Annotated in this window: 16 protein-coding genes; 10 read left to right on the top strand and 6 right to left on the bottom strand. The window is 72.1% G+C overall.

Features of this window, described 5'->3' with window-relative positions:
* The first annotated feature begins 139 nt into the window (after positions 1 to 139).
* Both ACRAKH_RS16015 and ACRAKH_RS16010 read left to right on the top strand, forming a co-directional pair.
* Positions 140 to 298, top strand: a complete 159-nt coding sequence (locus tag ACRAKH_RS16015) for a hypothetical protein (RefSeq protein ID WP_380728970.1) — start codon at positions 140 to 142, stop codon at positions 296 to 298.
* Positions 299 to 687: 389 nt separating this feature from the next.
* Complete coding sequence (locus tag ACRAKH_RS16010) at positions 688 to 1,803, top strand: putative glycoside hydrolase family 15 protein (RefSeq protein ID WP_380728972.1); 1,116 nt, start codon at positions 688 to 690, stop codon at positions 1,801 to 1,803.
* An 81-nt stretch (positions 1,804 to 1,884) separates the two neighbouring features.
* On the opposite strand, the gene ACRAKH_RS16005 is transcribed toward ACRAKH_RS16010, so the two are convergent.
* From ACRAKH_RS16005 to ACRAKH_RS15995, 3 genes are all read right to left on the bottom strand, one after another.
* Positions 1,885 to 2,298 (bottom strand): hypothetical protein, encoded by a 414-nt coding sequence (locus ACRAKH_RS16005; RefSeq protein ID WP_380728974.1) that lies wholly within the window; start codon positions 2,296 to 2,298, stop codon positions 1,885 to 1,887.
* A 90-nt stretch (positions 2,299 to 2,388) separates the two neighbouring features.
* Entirely contained in the window at positions 2,389 to 2,691 is a 303-nt protein-coding gene (locus tag ACRAKH_RS16000) for a DUF1540 domain-containing protein (protein ID WP_380728976.1), read from the bottom strand.
* A 184-nt stretch (positions 2,692 to 2,875) separates the two neighbouring features.
* The gene (locus ACRAKH_RS15995; protein WP_380728979.1) at positions 2,876 to 4,525 is read right to left on the bottom strand and encodes a cellulose binding domain-containing protein; all 1,650 of its coding nucleotides are present in this window, start codon (positions 4,523 to 4,525) and stop codon (positions 2,876 to 2,878) included.
* A 253-nt stretch (positions 4,526 to 4,778) separates the two neighbouring features.
* Between ACRAKH_RS15995 and ACRAKH_RS15990 the strand changes: the two genes are divergently transcribed.
* The 3 genes from ACRAKH_RS15990 to ACRAKH_RS15980 all read left to right on the top strand — a co-directional run bounded on the left by ACRAKH_RS15990 (position 4,779) and on the right by ACRAKH_RS15980 (position 8,245).
* Complete coding sequence (locus tag ACRAKH_RS15990; protein ID WP_447009909.1) at positions 4,779 to 5,636, top strand: sigma-70 family RNA polymerase sigma factor; 858 nt, start codon at positions 4,779 to 4,781, stop codon at positions 5,634 to 5,636.
* Positions 5,637 to 5,775: 139 nt separating this feature from the next.
* Positions 5,776 to 6,720, top strand: a complete 945-nt coding sequence (locus ACRAKH_RS15985; protein WP_380722280.1) for a DNA polymerase domain-containing protein — start codon at positions 5,776 to 5,778, stop codon at positions 6,718 to 6,720.
* A 226-nt stretch (positions 6,721 to 6,946) separates the two neighbouring features.
* A complete protein-coding gene (locus ACRAKH_RS15980; protein ID WP_380722278.1) occupies positions 6,947 to 8,245 on the top strand; it encodes a M28 family peptidase in 1,299 nt (432 codons plus the stop codon).
* A 422-nt stretch (positions 8,246 to 8,667) separates the two neighbouring features.
* Here the strand turns inward: ACRAKH_RS15980 and ACRAKH_RS15975 are convergent, their stop codons facing one another.
* On the bottom strand, positions 8,668 to 9,072 hold the full coding sequence (locus ACRAKH_RS15975; protein WP_380722276.1) for a VOC family protein: 405 nt from the start codon (positions 9,070 to 9,072) through the stop codon (positions 8,668 to 8,670).
* Between the two features lie 133 nt (positions 9,073 to 9,205).
* Here ACRAKH_RS15975 and ACRAKH_RS15970 point away from each other — a divergent pair, with 133 nt between their 5' ends.
* From ACRAKH_RS15970 to ACRAKH_RS15950, 5 genes are all read left to right on the top strand, one after another.
* On the top strand, positions 9,206 to 9,916 hold the full coding sequence (locus ACRAKH_RS15970) for a TetR/AcrR family transcriptional regulator (protein WP_380722274.1): 711 nt from the start codon (positions 9,206 to 9,208) through the stop codon (positions 9,914 to 9,916).
* 103 nt (positions 9,917 to 10,019) lie between these two features.
* Positions 10,020 to 10,565 carry a PadR family transcriptional regulator gene (locus ACRAKH_RS15965; RefSeq protein ID WP_380722272.1) on the top strand — a complete coding sequence of 182 codons (546 nt, stop codon included), beginning with the start codon at positions 10,020 to 10,022 and terminating at the stop codon, positions 10,563 to 10,565.
* The gene (locus ACRAKH_RS15960) at positions 10,562 to 12,577 is read left to right on the top strand and encodes an oxidoreductase (RefSeq protein WP_380722270.1); all 2,016 of its coding nucleotides are present in this window, start codon (positions 10,562 to 10,564) and stop codon (positions 12,575 to 12,577) included. Before ACRAKH_RS15965 ends, ACRAKH_RS15960 begins: the two co-directional genes overlap by 4 nt.
* 25 nt (positions 12,578 to 12,602) lie before the next feature.
* On the top strand, positions 12,603 to 12,989 hold the full coding sequence (locus ACRAKH_RS15955) for a nuclear transport factor 2 family protein (RefSeq protein WP_380722268.1): 387 nt from the start codon (positions 12,603 to 12,605) through the stop codon (positions 12,987 to 12,989).
* 205 nt (positions 12,990 to 13,194) lie between these two features.
* Positions 13,195 to 13,794, top strand: coding sequence for an HD domain-containing protein (locus ACRAKH_RS15950; RefSeq protein ID WP_380722266.1), 600 nt, complete (start codon positions 13,195 to 13,197; stop codon positions 13,792 to 13,794).
* Positions 13,795 to 13,917: 123 nt separating this feature from the next.
* On the opposite strand, the gene ACRAKH_RS15945 is transcribed toward ACRAKH_RS15950, so the two are convergent.
* Positions 13,918 to 14,244, bottom strand: coding sequence for a hypothetical protein (locus ACRAKH_RS15945; RefSeq protein ID WP_380722264.1), 327 nt, complete (start codon positions 14,242 to 14,244; stop codon positions 13,918 to 13,920).
* 36 nt (positions 14,245 to 14,280) lie between these two features.
* On the bottom strand, positions 14,281 to 15,186 hold the full coding sequence (locus ACRAKH_RS15940) for a fructosamine kinase family protein (RefSeq protein ID WP_380722262.1): 906 nt from the start codon (positions 15,184 to 15,186) through the stop codon (positions 14,281 to 14,283).
* Between the last annotated feature and the right edge of the window lie 3 nt (positions 15,187 to 15,189).

Below are 15,189 nucleotides of genomic sequence, written 5' to 3'. Positions count from 1 at the left end.
GAGGTTAGCGAGGGGGTCCGACAAAACGATCAGAACGGCGGCTTCGTCGCCGGCCCGTGACCCTGGCGCGGCCGGCTCGTACCTCAAGCCTTGCCCAAATCGGATACCGGTGTGACCGGGGTCTCCCTAGCCTTTCCCCATGAGGCTGCTGCTGTGGATCGCACTCACGTGCGCACTGGCGGTCGAGGGGGCCGTGGTCCTACCGCTGCTGGCGGGCATGGCGCTCGTCTGCTGCGCCGAAGCTCGACGCCGGTCGCGCCCGTGGCGGCATGACCGACACACCGTGTTGACCGAATAGTCCCGACCAATGGAGACGGGCGATTTCGTGCGCGAACCCGCGCACGTTGCTTGACCTGCGCGCTGATGAGCGGTTTTACTGCAACGGCGCGTTCGCCTGCTTGATCGGGTGAACGGCGCGACCACTACGAGGGAGGACGCGCCCATTGTTCCCTGCCGCGGCGGCATTTGTCGCCGCGACACCAGGGCTGCCGTCCGCCGCGATGGGGGTTCGACATGTCCCTGCCCCGGAAGAACGATCGGCGTCGACTCCGACTTGCGCGACGCGGTGGGTCGCGCACAATCCACTCCATTGTCGTCGGCATCACCGCCGCGGCGCTCGTGGCGGTGCCGACGGGCGCCGTGTCCGCCGCGCGTGACCACGGTCCGACGTCGGGCGGAGGTGGCCGGGTGCAGTCGTTCTGGCTCCACATGAGCGGCACGCCGGTCTCCGCCCCGACCTGGGCCGTCGAGGCGGGAAGGCGCTCGTACGTCGTGCTCAACGCCTGGGAGGGCGAGCTGCGGGCCAAGCTCAAGGCCGTCGACCCGGACGTCCGGGTGTACGTCTACAAGGACCTCTCCTCGACCCGTTCGTACGCGTGCCGCGACGGCGTGGACGACGAGCACCTGCCGGCCGGTGTGGGTTATTGCCGGGCCGACCGGGACCACCCTGAGTGGTTCCTGCTCGACCGGAACGGCCGGAGAATGGAATACAGCGGCTATTCGGGTCATTGGCAGATGGACGTGGGCAACCCAGAGTACCAACGCGAGTGGGCCGCGAACGTGATCGCGAGCAGCACGGCCTCCGGATTCGACGGCGTGTTCATGGACAACGCGCTGTTCCCGTGCGACGCCTATCACCCGGGCGTGTGCCCGGCGAAGTACCCGACCGACGCGGCGATGCAGGACGCGTACCTCTCGATGTTGTCGAACACCCGGGACGAATTCGTCGCCTCCGGGCTCAAGACGGTCGCCAACCTCTCCAACGCCAGGTTGCACGCGGGCATGTGGGACGCCTACACCGAACACCTCGACGGCGGGTTCGACGAGTGGTGGCTGGCGTTCGACGACACGAACCTGCTGCCCGAGTACGACGAGGGGTGGAGCAGGCAGGTCGCCGAGATCGCCTCGAACGAGGCCCGCGGCAAGATCACCTGGGTGCAGCCGCACTTCACCCCCGGCCAGGACCGGCCGTTCCGGTACGCGCTGGCGAGCTACCTGATGGCCAACGGCGGCCGCGCGGCGATCGCCGAGCTCCACCGGACCGACGGCTACGGCGACCCCTCGCCGTGGCACGCCGAGTACGACTGGGACCTGGGCGCGCCGGCCGGCCCGTACCGGTCCGTGGCGCGCAACGTCTTCCAGCGCGACTTCGCGTGCGGCACGGTGCTGGTCAACGCGAACCCGACCGGCAGCCGGGCCGTCACCGTGCGGCTGTCCACCCGGCAGTTGGACGAGCGGAACGCCGTCGTGAAGTCGGTGTCGCTGCCCGGCACCACCGGGTCGGTCCTGCGCAAGCCCTGCTGACCCCGCCACCGAACAGCCGCGCGGCCGGCCGGCCCGTCAACCGGCTGGCAGGCCCGTCCGTCGGCCCGCCAGTCGGTCGGGTCAGTCGTCGGAGAGCTCGACGTCCGCCATGTCGTCCACGCCGACCACGTCACCGCCGTTGAACACGACCACGACCCCCAGCTCGGTGAGGCCGGGCACGCGGCACTCGGCGAACCGGACGAGCCAGTCCCGGCCGGGGTGAAAGGTGAACTCGGGCTCGGCGACGGCGTCCGGCCCGTAGCCGGGGCGCTCGCGCAGGTGCTCGGCCACGGCCGAGTGGGCGACGGCGAGCAGCCGCTCCCGGTCGCCGAGGACCGAGCCGATGAACGGGAGGTCGAGGTCGTCGGGCGAGGCCGGGTCTTCCACCAGCACGCTGACCGACGTCCCGGCGTGGGTCGAGTTCCAGCACGCCACACCCTCGGGCGTGTGGTCGACCGGCGTCAGCTCGCCGAAGCCGGGAATGGTGATCGTCACCCCCCGATCCTAGAGCGCGCCGGCGACCCGCCGAACACGTCACGTCCGCGCCCCGGCAGCCGTGGCCGGGGACGCGGCGCGACCCGTGCGCTAGGCCGGGGTGTAGGTGAGGCAGTTGGCGGCGTGGTCGCCCTGGCCGGGGCCGACCCGCACCCCGGACGCGGTGCACTCCAGCTCGGAGTTGTGCACGCAGTCGGTGCGCGAGCACGCGCCGACCTGCGCGACGACCTTCGGCAGGCCGCCCTTGCGGGCCAACGGGATGAACGTGCCGCAGTCGGCGGCGCCGTCCACACCGCTGACGGTGATCGCGAAGGCGTGACACCCGTCGTGGTTGTACGAACACCCGGTGACGGTGCACTCGCTGACGGCGGGCATTTCGGTGGTGGTGCTCATGACCGCTCCTCTGGACCGCTGGCTTCGCCGGACTCCGACGCTGCCACCGACCACCGGGCGCCGCAACACGAAATGATTGAGGGCAGCCTAACCTAAAAGCTTGTGGAGAAGGGGAAATGGCGATTCCCCTGTGGACGACTCCGTTGCGGAACAGTCCACAGGGGACGCACGGCGTCGCGGCGGGCTACGGCGTGACGGCGACGTTCGTCAGCCCCACCACGGCCCTCGTCACGGTGTTCGACGCGTGCACGACGTTCGGCGCGGTCGAGCACTTCGACGTCGAGGTGATCCGGATCGCGTACTGGCCGACGCCGCCGAGGTCCGAGCGGTTGTCGCGCCACACGTTCCCGCACCCGTTCGTGAACGACGGCGTGGTGGCCGGGTTGTGCGTCTCGTAGCCGTTGGCGAACGTGCCCGGCGACGCGAACGTGCCCGTGTTTCCCTCGATCGTGTAGCCGATGCCCTTCACGTCGACCCACGAGTCCGCCGAGTTCTGCCCGGAGATGCCCGTGCCGTCGAACGTGTTGCCGCGGATCACGCCGTGGAACGTACCCTCCTTGACGTCGACGTGCTCGGCCGTCACGCCGGGGCCGATCCGGTTGCCCACGACCTGCACCCGGTCGCTGCGGTCGACGCCGCCGGTGTTGCCGTGGCACGCCCAGTTCGAGTTCGCCGAGCCGATGTAGACCGCCTCGCCGTACCCCGCCTGCACCAGACCGGTGTGGCTGATCGCGGAGTCGCGCAGCACGCTGTCCGCCGACGAGCGCCGGAAGTGCACCGCCTCCTCGTCCACGTGGTGCACGGTCACCCGGTCGATCGCCGTGTGGTGCGAGTTGTCGGCCACGATGCCCTTCTTCGACTCGCGCACGGTGAACCCGACCAGGTTCCAGTGCGGCGCGTCGTGCAGCCACAGCCCGTAGCCGGGGTCCCAACCGGGCGTCGGCATCGGGCACCCCGGCCCGGAGCCGGACGGGCCGTCGTTGACGAGCACCGCGTCCGCCGGGCCGGTGAGCGTGATCGGCGCGTCGGCCGAACCCGGCCGGGTGATCGCGAACGCGCCCCGGTACACGCCGGCGGCCAACCGGATCGTCTGCCCCGGCGCGGCCGCCGCCAACGCGGCCTGGAGCTGCGCCGCCGTGGAGACGTCCACCGCCGAGCCGCCGGCGCCGGTGGTGGCGGTGACCTCCGCGCCGGCGGAGGTGTTGCCCGCCGCGTCACGAGCCCGCACCGTGAACGCGTACGCGGTGCTCGGGGCCAGACCGCCGACGGTGACGGCGGTGGACGACGTCGTGGCGACCACGGTCGCGCCCCGCGACACCTCGTAGCCGGCGACGGCGACGTTGTCGGTGGACGCGTCCCACGCCAGCGACACCGAACCCGCCGTCACGCCGGTGACCCGCACCCCGCCGGGGACGGTCGGCGCGGACGTGTCCGGCGCCGGGCCGCCGCCCTCGCACGGCACGCCGTTCACCGTGCAGCCGGCCGGCAGGCCGAGACCCGAGACGTTGAACCCGAACGACGTCGTGCCGCCCGGCCTGATCCGGCCGTTGAAGCCCGCGTTCGCGAACCGGAAGCGCTGCCCGTCGCGGGTCAGGACGGAGTTCCACGCGTTGGCCACCGACGACCCCGGCGGCAGGTCGAACTCCACGACCCACCCGGTGCTCTCGACGTCGCCGTGGTTGGTCAGCTCGAACCGGCCGCCGTACCCGGTGCTCCACACCGACTCCCGGTCGAACACCGCGGACAGCTCCGCCGCGCTCGCCCCCGCCGGTTCCGCGACCAGCCCGGCCGCGCACAGCACCGCGACATACAGCGCCGACAGACGTTTCCCCATGCCGTCGAACCCTTCGCCGAAGCTGAGGAGTGTCGCGGCCCACCCCGGAGGACCCGCCCTTTATAAACGTCACGGCGACGAGCGGTCAACGAATTCCCGCAATCCCCGAATCATTCACCGGCCTGAATCAGGGAACCCCCGGCCGGCCGCGGACCACAAAACTCCGGCGCCCCTGTCACCTTTGCGGCTCGCGCCTCGTCCACCCGGTGACGGCGGGGAACGACCGACGCCCGGCGACGGCACAAGGGGACCGATGCGCGACGAGCTGGCGAACCGATTCGAGGCGCACCGCGGCGATCTGCGCGCCGTCGCCTACCGGATGCTGGGCTCGCTGCCCGAGGCCGAGGACGCCGTGCAGGAGACGTGGCTGCGGCTGTGCCGGGTCGACGCCGACGCGGTCGACAACCTCGCCGCCTGGCTGCGCACCGTCGTGTCCCGCATCTGCCTCGACGTGCTGCGACACCGCCGGAGCCGGCGTGAGGACACCGTCGACCAGTTGCCCGACCGGTCCGCGGACGACGACCCGGAAGCGGAGACCGTCCTCGCCGAGTCGGTCGGCCGCGCCCTGCTCGTCGTCCTCGACACGCTCACGCCGGCCGAGCGCGTCGCGTTCGTGCTGCACGACGCGTTCGCCGTGCCGTTCGAGCGGATCGCGCCGGTCGTCGGCCGCAGCACCGCCACCACGAAGAAGCTGGCCAGCCGCGCCCGGTCGAAGGTGCGCGGGACGGACGTGGTCGCCGACGCCGAGCCGACCCGTCACCGGCACGCCGTGGAGGCCTTCCTCGCGGCCGCCCGGCGCGGCGACTTCGACGCCCTCGTCGCCGTCCTCGACCCCGACGTCGTCCGCCGCGCCGACCCCGCCGCCGTGCCGCCCGGCGCCCCCGCCGAGGTCCGCGGCGCGCACGCCGTCGCCACCGAGACCGCCGCCCTCGCCGCCAACGCCCGCCACGCCGAACCCGCCCTGGTGGACGGCCGGGTCGGCGTGGTCGTCGCGCCGCGCGGCCGGCTGCTCTTCGTCCTCACCGTCGTCGTGCGGGAGGACCGGATCGCCGCGTTCGACGTCATCGCCGACCCCGACCGCCTCCGCCGCCTCCGCCTCGCCGTGCTGTGACGTCCTCGCCGCCGGCCGCCGGGCCTGCCGACCGCCGGGCTTGCCGACCGCCGGGCTTGCCGACCGCTGGGCTTGCCGACCGCTGGGCTTGCCGACCGCTGGGCTTGCCGACCGCACGGTGACCCGGAAGGGTGGCGTCATGGGTGACGAGCGGGACGGCGTGGCGTTGACCAACCTCGACCAGCCGCTGTTCGACGGGGCCGACGCGACCAAGGGCGACCTGGTCGACTACCTCGACGCGGTGCGGGACCGGATGCTCCCCGGGCTGGCCGGGCGGCCGCTGTCGGTGGTGCGGGTGCGACCGGGCCAGGAGCCGTTCACCCAGAAGAACCTGCCCAAGTACACGCCCGAGTGGGTGCCGAGCGTGACGCTGTGGGCCGAGACGTCCAAGCGCCAGATCCGGTACGCGGTGTGCGAGGACCGCCGGACGCTGCTGTGGTTCGCCAACCAGCGGGCCGTCGAGTACCACGTCACGCTCGGGCTCGCGGGCGCGTTCGACCGGCCGTCCTACCTCGTGCTCGACCTCGACCCGCCGGAGGGCGCCGGGTTCGACGTGGTCGTGGCGGCGGCGGACCTGGTCCGGCGGGCACTGGCCGACGACGGCCTCACCGGGCTCGTCAAGACCAGCGGGTCCAAGGGCGTGCACGTGTTCGTGCCGGTGGACGGCAGCGACGACGACGTGGCCGCCGCGACCCGTGCCCTGGCGGCGCGCGCCGAGCGGCTGGACCCGGCGTTGGCGACCACGGCGTTCATCAAGGACGACCGGGGCGGACGGGTGTTCCTGGACTCGACCCGCGCGTACGGCGCGACCGTCGCCGCCGCGTACAGCCCCCGCATCCGGCCGGGCACGACGGTGTCGTTCCCGGTGGACTGGGCCGACCTGCCGTCCGTGAAGCCGTCCGACTTCACCGTCCGGACAGCCGCCGCCCTGCTCGGCGACGACGACCCGTGGCACTCGCGGATGCCCGCGCCGCAGAAGCTCCCCGACGACCTGGTCGCCGAGGGGCACACGATCCCGGTCGCCCGCGTGCAGGCGATGCACGAGGGCAAGCGCCGGGCCCGTGCCCAGCGCGCCCAGCAGTGAGCCCGTCCCGCCGGTAGCGCGCCCGCGTTCCTTCCAGGCGTTTTCCCTGGTGGCCGCACTGCCTCGGGTGCTGGTGTAGGTGTTATTTTCATTCAACACTGAAGCTATTGTGACCACTACGCCAGGAGTCGTGCGTCCGAATGTGCCACGACGAACGTCGCTACCGCGGTGCTGCCCCAGCACGCACGCTCGTGCGTGGCTTTCCCTACACCCTGCGGAGGCAGCCATGTCCTTGCGAAGGACGATCCCGGCGGCGAGCGCCCTGTTGCTCGCCGCTGCCCTGCTGAGCCCACCGGCCGTCACCGCGGCCCCGGTGAGCGCGCTGGCGGCGCCCGACATCTCCCTGGCGAACGTGCAGGCGCACCTGAACGACCTGCAGACGATCGCCAACAACAACGGCGGCAACCGGGCGCACGGCCGGCCGGGCTACCTGGCGTCGATCAACCACCTGAAGGCGAAGCTCGACGCGGCCGGGTACCAGACGGCGGTGCAGCAGTTCACGTACAACGGCGTGGCCGGGTACAACCTGACCGCCGACTGGCCGGGCGGCGACCCGAACGACGTGCTCATGCTCGGCGGTCACCTCGACAGCGTGACGTCGGGGCCGGGCATCAACGACAACGGCTCCGGCTCGGCCGGTCTGCTGGAGGTCGCGCTGACCGTGTCCCGGCAGGCCTTCGCGCCGCGCAAGCACATCCGGTTCGGCTGGTGGGGCGCCGAGGAGCTGGGGCTGATCGGCTCCAACCACTACGTGAACAACCTGCCGACGACCGAGCGGTCGAAGATCAAGGCGTACCTGAACTTCGACATGATCGGCTCCCCGAACCCCGGCTACTTCGTCTACAGCGCCTCCGGTCAGCCGACCGGGTCGCTGCTGCTGCAGCAGACGTTGCAGGCCGCGTTCAGCGTGCCCACGGAGCTGACGTCCGTCGGCGGGCGCTCGGACCACGCCGCGTTCGCCCGGGCCGGCATCCCGGTCGGCGGCACGTTCACCGGCGCCGAGGTGATCAAGACGGCGGCGCAGGCGCAGAAGTGGGGCGGCACGGCGGGCGTCGCCTTCGACCGCTGCTACCACCGGTCGTGCGACACGCTGACCAACATCAACGCCACCGCGCTGGACCGGAACAGCGACGCCATCGCGTACGCCCTGTGGACCCTGGCCGGTGAGGGCGGCACCCCGCCCGGTCCGCGCTTCGAGAACCAGACCGACGTGGCGATCCCCGACCTGACCACGGTCGAGAGCCCGATCACGGTGACCGGCGTGTCCGGCAACGCGCCGGCGGCGCTGGCGGTGGGCGTGGACATCACCCACACCTTCCGCGGCGACCTGGTGATCGACGTCGTCGCGCCGGACGGCACGGCGTTCCGGGTGAAGACGTCCAGCAACGACAGCGCGGACAACGTCGTGACCACGTACACCGTGAACGCGTCCGGCGAGGTCGCGAACGGCACGTGGAAGCTGCGGGTCCAGGACGTGGCGTCGGCCGACGTCGGACGGATCAACGGCTGGTCGCTGCAGTTCTGACCGGCGTTCCGACCGGCACGGCCTGATCGGCGCCGTGCCGGCCGCCGCCGGACCGGACGGCGCGCACCGGACGGCGCCGGACCAGCTCCCGGGGTGGGGCGGGGAAGCTACCTGCGGCTCCCCGCCCCACCCTGTTCCACTACGCCCACCCGCTCCCCTGCCACGAGCCGATCCCACCGCCCGGCTCCGAGCCGGCACCCGACCCTCGTCCGCGGACCAACTCCGTACCCACCGGCCTCGTGGCCGGCGCGTGTCCGAACACGCGCCGGCGAACGTACGGCGGTGAGCACGCGGTGGCGAACGTGCGGCGGCGAGTACGCGGTGGTGAGCACGCGGCGGCGAGCACGCGGTGCCGGACACGCGGTGGTGACCACGCGGTGGCGGGTGCGACCAGCGCGCCGCCGCGAATCCCCAGCCCGGGCTCAGCCCTGGGTCGCCGCCTCGTCCATCCAGAACACGTTCCAGATGTGGCCGTCGAGGTCGGTGAAGCTGCGGCCGTACATGAAGCCGTGGTCCTCCGGCTCCTTCACGAACCCGCCGCCCGCGGCCAGCGCCTTGTCCGCCAGCTCGTCGACCTGCTCGCGGCTGTCGAGCGACAGCGCCACGATCACCTCGGTCGTCGTCGCCGAGTCGGCGATCTCCTTGGTGGTGAACGTCTTGAAGAACGGCTCGGTGACGAGCATCGCGTAGACCGTGTCGCTGAAGACGACGCACGACGCGTTGTCGTCGGTGAACTGCGGGTTGTGCGCGAAGCCGAGGGCGGCGAAGAACTCGATCGACTTCGCGAGGTCGCTCACCGGCAGGTTCACGAAGATCTTCACGGACATGGTCGAAACCCCCACGGGAATACGAACGGACACCGCTGTGTCCTACGGTAACTTGTGTGTCCGGCGGACACTGCGTGTACGATAGACACAGATCGACAACGGGCGCAACCGCCGATTCGGAAGTGGTGGGTGGATGGCGAGCGAGGACCTGGGCACGGACCTGCTGTGGGGTTCGCGCGACAAGCCGGCGCGTGCGCCGCGGCTCGCGCTCACGGTGGACCGGATCGCCGACGCGGCCATCGAGGTCGCCGACGCGGAGGGCATGGCGTCGGTGTCGATGCAGCACGTCGCGGCCAGGCTGGACGTCACCAAGATGGCCCTGTACCGGCACGTGTCGAGCAAGGCCGAGCTGGTCGCGGTGATGATCGAGTCGGCGGTCGGCGACCCGCCGGACCTGCGCGCCGTGCCGGGCGGGTGGCGGCCGAGGCTCGTCACGTGGGCCGACCTGATGCGGGAGACCTGGCGGCGCCACCCGTGGCTCCCCGCGGCGACCACGGGTGAGCGCCCGACCGGTCCGCGCGAGGTCGGGTGGACGGAGTCGGCCGTGGCGGCGCTCGGCGACACCGGGCTCGACGGCGGCGAACGGATGGACGCGGTGTTCCTGCTCAGCGGCCACATCCGGAACACGCAGTCGTCGGCGACGGCGGGCACTCAGCCGTGGACGGCGGAGAAGCGCCTCCGGGAGATCCTCGACGCCCACCGCGACCGCTTCCCCGCCCTGCACGAGGCGGCGCGGTCGAGCGGCTCGGCGGTCGGGGACAACGGCTGGTCGTTCGGGCTGAACCGCATCCTGGACGGTCTGGAGGTGCTGATCGCCGAGCGGCGCGGTGGGCGCATCTCCTGAGCGGCGACCCCGCACGGCTGGCGCGCCTCACTCCGGCGTGGCTCGGTCCGCATAGCTATGCAACTAGTTGCACTGCATCCGGTTGCACAGCTACTGTCACGGCATGGCGTTGGAGCACGCGATCCTCGTGTCGCTGGACGAGCGCTCGGGCTCGGGCTACGAACTGGCCCGCCGCTTCGAGAAGTCGATCGGCTTCTTCTGGGCCGCCACCCACCAGCAGATCTACCGCACGCTCAAGCGCATGGTGGACTCCGGCTGGGTGTCGTGCGACGAGGTCGCCCAGGAGCGCCGCCCGGACAAGAAGGTGTACGAGGTCGCCGAGGCGGGCCGGGCGGAACTCGCCCGCTGGCTCGCCTCCCCCGGCGAACCGGAGACGATCCGGCACGAGCTGGCGCTGAAGGTGCGCGGGGCGTCCCTGGGCGACCGCGACGCGCTGGTCCGCGAGGTGGCACGGCACCGCGACCTCCACTCGGAACGCCTGGACGTCTTCCGCGCCATCGAGAAGAAGGACTTCCCCGACCCGTCCGCGCTGTCCGGCCGCCGTCTGCACCAGTACCTGGTCCTGCGCGGCGGGGTGCGGGCCGAGCAGGCGCTGGTCGAGTGGTGCGACGAGGTGCTGGCCGCGATGCGAGAGGACGACCGGCGATGACCGGGTACCCGAACCTGCTCAAGCCCCTGGACCTGGGCTTCACGACCCTGCGCAACCGGGTGCTGATGGGCTCCATGCACACCGGCAACGAGGACCGCGCCAAGGACTTCGACAAGCTCGCCGCCTACTTCGCCGAACGGGCGCGAGGCGGCGTCGGGCTCATGGTCACCGGCGGCTTCGCGCCGAACCGGGCGGGCTGGCTCTACCCGTTCTCCTCCAAGCTCACGACGCGCCGCGAGGCGCGCCGGCACCGGACCGTCACGGACGCGGTGCACGAGCACGACGGCAAGATCGCCCTCCAGCTGCTGCACGCGGGCCGGTACGCCTACCACCCGTTCAGCGTGTCGGCGTCCCCGCTCAAGGCCCCGATCAGCAAGTTCCGGCCGCGCGCACTGTCGGACCGGGGTGTCCGCGCGCAGATCGACGCGTTCGCCCGCGCCACCGCGCTCGCCCGCGAGGCGGGGTACGACGGCGTCGAGATCATGGGCTCCGAGGGCTACTTCATCAACCAGTTCCTCGCGCCCCGCACGAACAAGCGCACCGACCGGTGGGGCGGCAGCCCGGAGAACCGGCGGCGGATCGCGGTGGAGGTCGTGCGCCGCTGCCGCGAGGCGGCCGGTCCGGACTTCATCCTGATCTACCGGCTGTCGATGATCGACCTCGTCGAGGACGGCCAGACGTGGGACGAGGTCGTGGCGCTCGGCCGGGAGGTCGAGGCGGCCGGCGCGACGATCATCAACACCGGCATCGGCTGGCACGAGGCACGCGTGCCGACGATCGTCACGTCCGTGCCGCGCGCCGCGTTCACGAACGTCACCGCGAAGCTGCGCCCCCACGTCGGCGTCCCCGTGGTCACCTCGAACCGGATCAACATGCCGGAGACGGCCGAGGAGGTGCTGGCGCGCGGTGACGCGGACCTGGTGTCGATGGCGCGGCCGTTCCTGGCCGACCCGGACTGGGTGCGCAAGGCCGAGACGGGCCGCGCCGACGAGATCAACACCTGCATCGCGTGCAACCAGGCGTGCCTCGACCACACGTTCTCGATGAAGAAGGCCTCCTGCATGGTCAACCCGCGGGCGGGCAACGAGACGACGCTCCGGCTCCTGCCGACCCGTCGCGCCAAGCGGGTCGCGGTGGTCGGCGCGGGTCCGGCCGGGCTCGCGGCGGCGACCTCGCTGGCCGAGCGCGGGCACGCGGTGGAGCTGTTCGAGGCGGACGACGACATCGGCGGCCAGTTCGCCATCGCCCGGCGCATCCCCGGCAAGGAGGAGTTCGCCGAGACGATCCGCTACTTCCGGCGGCGCATCGAGCTGACCGGCGTCAAGCTGCACCTCGGCACGCGGGTCACGGCGGACGACGTCGCGGACTTCGACGAGGTCGTGATCGCGACCGGTGTCGCGCCGCGGGTGCCCGCGATCCCCGGTGTGGAGCGCGCGCTGTCGTACGTGGACGTGGTGCGGCACGGCGCCCCGGTCGGCGAGCGGGTCGCGGTGATCGGCGCGGGCGGGATCGGGGTGGACGTGACCGAGTTCCTCACCCACGCTTCCTCCCCCGCCCTCGACGTGGACGAGTGGCGGGCCGAGTGGGGTGTCGCCGACCCGGCGGACGTGCGCGGCGGCGTCACCGCGCCGAAGCCCGCGAAGGCCGCGCGGCAGGTGTACCTGTTGCAGCGCAAGGCGTCCCGGATCGGCAAGGGCCTGGGCAAGACCACCGGCTGGGTGCACCGGGCGGCGCTGGCCGCCAAGGGGGTCGAGCAGCTGACCGGCGTGAACTACGAGCGGATCGACGACGCGGGCGTGCACGTCACGTTCGGCCCGGACCGCGAGCGGCCGCGCGTGATCGAGGTCGACACGGTGGTCGTGTGCGCGGGCCAGGAGTCGGTGCGGGACCTCGCCGACGCGCTCGCCGGGCGCGGTGTCGTCACGCACGTCATCGGCGGCGCGGACGTCGCCGCCGAGTTGGACGCCAAGCGCGCCATCGACCAGGGCACGCGGCTCGCGGCCACCATCTGATCCGACCAGCCCGAGGAGGCACCACGTGAACGCGGCACTGGAGTTCAAGGCGGCGGTAGAGGCGGGCGACATCGTCGGCGCCACGGCGTTCTTCGCGGACGACATCACGTTGCACAGCCCGGTGAAGTTTCAGCCGTTCGAGGGAATCGACGTGGTGCGCGCCCTGTTCGGGGTGCTGCAGCGCACGTTCGAGGACTTCCGGTACGTCGGCCAGTACGACGGGCCGAACGGCCACGTCCTGCACTTCCGGACGGTGGTCGGCGGCAAGCAGGTCGAGGGCATCGACCTGATCGAGCTGGACGACGACGGCCGGATCGGCACGTTCACCGTGATGATCCGACCGCAGTCGGCGCTGACCGTCGTCGGCGAGGCGATCTGGGCCGGTCTGGTCGCGGACGGCGTCGTGTCCTAGGGGTTGGGGCGTAGGCGGTCGGCGTCCTGGCGGTCGGAACCTTGGCGGCGGTGTCCTGGCGGTCGGGGCCCTGGCGGTCGGGGCCCTGGCGGTCGGGGCCTTGGCGGTCGGTGTCTGCCGGTCGAATCCCGCCGATCGGGCCACGGCGGTCGTGTCGCGGGCGTCGTGGCCCCGGCTCGGGCGGTCGGCCACCTAGGCTGGCGTCGTGGACCTCTTCACCCCGCCCGACTCCAAGGCGTCCGCCGCGGCGCTGGAGGTGTGCCACCGGTACACCCAGCCGTGGCTGCTGAACCACTCGTTGCGCTCCTACTCGTGGGCCACCGCGTACGCGGCCGACGTCGACATCGCGCACGACGGCGAGCTGCTGTACGTCGCGACGCTGCTGCACGACCTCGGGCTCACCGCGCCGTTCGACAGCCACACCCTGCAGTTCGAGGAGGCGAGTGCGCACGTCGCGTGGGTGTTCGCGGCCGGCGCGGGGTGGGGGCCGGAGCGGAGGGCGCGGTTGGCGGAGGTCATCGTGGCGCACCTGGGCGACGACGTGTCCGCCGACGACGACCCGGAGAGCCACCTGTTGCAGGTCGCGGTCGGCGCGGACGTGTCGGGACGCGGGCTGGAGCGGTTCTCCGAGCGGTTCGTGGCGGACGTCGTGGAGCGGTTCCCGCGGCTCGGGTTCGCCGACGCGTTCCTCGTGCAGGCCAAGGACCAGGCCGAGCGCAAGCCGCACTGCGCCGCCGCCGGGCTGATGCGGGACGGCTGGGCGGACCGGGTGTCGGCCAACCCGCTGGACCAGCCCAGCCGGTGATCGGAGGTCGGCCCGGGGTGCGGTGATCAGCGCGAAAGCGCCACCGCCTCGGACGCCTGCCTGCGGTGGCGCGTGTCGTGGCGGGGCGTGTCGTGGGGGGCTCGTCATGGCGGGGCTCGCCGGTCAGGCCGGGTCGGCGGGCGGAGGGTCGGCCTGGGTGACGTCGGTGCGGTCGGCGGCGTCGGCGCGGTCGGTGCCGGAGTCGGCGGGAGCGGCGTTGGTGGAGTCGGCGGGAGCGGCGTTGGCGGGAGCGGTGTCGGCGGAGGTCGGGTCGATCGGAGCGGGGTGGGAGGGAGCCGCCGGTGGCCCGGAGTCGGTGTCGAACGACTCCAGGCAGGAAACCGGGATGTCCCACAGTCCCAATAAGCTCGACACGGCGTCCTTCACGCCGGTGTAACGATCATTCGGCAAGCCGGGCGGAAGAGTGATCCGGATTTCCCGGTGCGTCATGCGGTACATGATTGCGACCGGGCAGGGCCTCGGCAATCACTCGATCGTGCCGACCTGCGCCTCGTTGGTGGAATCGACAACCACACTGCGCCGAAATGGCTTGAGCACGTCGCGGAGGTAAACGAGCGCACCCCACCGGTCGCCTTCGTGCGCCACAGTGCTGAGGATTTCCCGGAGGAACACCACGGGCATCCGGTCGCGCCAGTCGCGGTCGAGGGGCCGGACCTCGTGGTAGGCGTCGAAGAACCGCGCGGGCGAGTCGGCGCCGCAGAACATCATGCTGAGGTCGACGTCGGGCCACGTCCACGACACCGCCGGGTCGATGAACGCGGGCTCGCCGGCCGCGGTCGCGACGACGTTGTTGTGCCACAGGTCGCCGTGGGTGAGCGAGGGCGGCGCGGCGGGCACGATCTCCGGCAGCCGCGCGCAGAGCCGTTCCAGCGCGTCCCGGTCCTCGGCGGTCAGCACGGCGTCCGCCTTCGGCTCCCGCAGGTAGCGCAGGAGTCGCTGCTCGACGAAGAACTCGTGCCCGTCGTCGTGCCAGGCGTTGTGCTGGGGCAGCACGCCGAGCCACCCGTCGTCGTCCCAGCCGAACCGGTCGCCGCGCACGTCGTGCAGCGCGGCGACCGCGCGGCCGGCGGCCTCCCAGAACGCGTCGGACTCCGGCGGCCGCGGCGTCATCGCCTCCAGCAGCAGCCAGTCCGCGCCGACGCCCAGCACCTCCGGCGTGGTCAGGCCGTGCCGCCGGAGCACGCCCAAGCCCTCGGCTTCGACCTCGAAAAGGGACGGCGGCGCGTCCTCGGTCGTCTTTACCACGACCTCGCGCTCCGGACCGCGGACCAGCCACACCGTGTTGACCACGCCGCCCGTCAGCCGGACCACCTCGGCGCCCTCGCCGAGCTTTGCCAGAACGTCCCGCGCCGAACCCTCGTGTGCCGTCACCGT

The organism is Saccharothrix hoggarensis (assembly GCF_052936025.1).
The sequence above is the reverse complement of the archived record's forward strand: the minus strand, read 5'-3'. Positions and strand labels throughout refer to the sequence as shown.